General features: G+C 52.6%; 1 protein-coding gene. It reads right to left on the bottom strand.

Features of this window, described 5'->3' with window-relative positions:
- Window positions 1-642: tyrosine-type recombinase/integrase (locus H6A60_RS12165; RefSeq protein WP_205105001.1), on the bottom strand; the 642-nt coding region annotated here is incomplete at both ends.

Raw genomic sequence — 642 nt, 5'->3', positions numbered from 1 at the left:
GTGAAATTCCGAACGCCTGCTGCCGTGCCTCTTCGGCGAAGAATTTGGTAAACGCTGTTGCCGGAAATGGGTTTTGCGGTTATGAGGTGATCGCCCTTGCGAATTGCACAAAAAAGATTCGAGCATCCTCCCTCTCCCCGGATGATTCGCCAGCGGCGAATGAGAGACCAGACCGTTTCCGAAGGGTAAACGTTGCGCAGTTTGTTTCCTTTACCGATCACTCGAATAAGCCCGGCTTCTTCATCCAGATCCTTAATTTGAATGGATGCAATTTCTGTGCGACGTAGCCCGCTCGCTATACCCAAGGCAATAACGAGCGCATCACGCAATCCGTGAGTCGTATCGATATCGCACGAGCCAAAGAGCTTTGAAGACTCATTCGGCTCAAGCGCCCTTCCCTCTGAGGCGGAAGCCCGGCTGCCTCGAGCGCCTTTAAGCGAAAGGATCACCGCTTTATCGTGATCGCTCATTTGATCAAGCGACCATGCTTGCTTGGCAACGCCTTTCAACACGCTTACAAGCAGATTGATTGTTGCCGGCGCTTTCCCTTCCTGTTCCATTTTTGCTTTTTTGGCCAGGATGTGGACGGCCCGCATCTTTCCCCATTCGCACTCGGCAAGATTGGCGTACCCGAACTCCTGA

This window comes from Sutterella massiliensis (assembly GCF_016899755.1).
In the GTDB taxonomy this organism is placed as follows: domain Bacteria; phylum Pseudomonadota; class Gammaproteobacteria; order Burkholderiales; family Burkholderiaceae_F; genus Sutterella; species Sutterella massiliensis.
Note: the sequence above shows the minus strand (reverse complement) of the source record. Positions and strands in the feature narration are given on the sequence as shown.